The organism is Micromonospora sp. SL1-18 (assembly GCF_047921505.1).
Taxonomy (GTDB): domain Bacteria; phylum Actinomycetota; class Actinomycetes; order Mycobacteriales; family Micromonosporaceae; genus Micromonospora.
Window position 1 is genome coordinate 1 of sequence record NZ_JBLROA010000278.1, and the last position, 246, is coordinate 246.

The following is a 246-nucleotide window of genomic DNA, read 5'->3' on the forward strand; positions in this document are numbered from 1 at the left end:
GCCCTGTGCGACGTGGATGCCCTTGCCCCACGACTCGCTGCCCTGCACGCCGCCGTAGCCGGTGGCCAGCGAACGGTCCCAGGTCGCGGCCAAGCCGAGGGGCGCGGGCAGTTGAGTGACACCGGTGAAGCCGTTGGCAACACCGGCCGGACCGTCCTGAAGGATGAGCCGCGGCACGCACAGCCGCGGAATCGCCGGGAAGTAGTTCTGGTAGCCGTCGGGACTTGCGTTCAGCCCTAAGGTGCT

The 246-nt window shown here is 69.1% G+C and carries 1 protein-coding gene; it reads right to left on the reverse strand.

Annotated elements, in window-relative coordinates; translation table 11 throughout:
• A partial coding sequence (locus tag ACNAW0_RS30940; protein WP_416291570.1) for a hypothetical protein occupies positions 1-246 on the reverse strand: 246 nt, incomplete at both ends.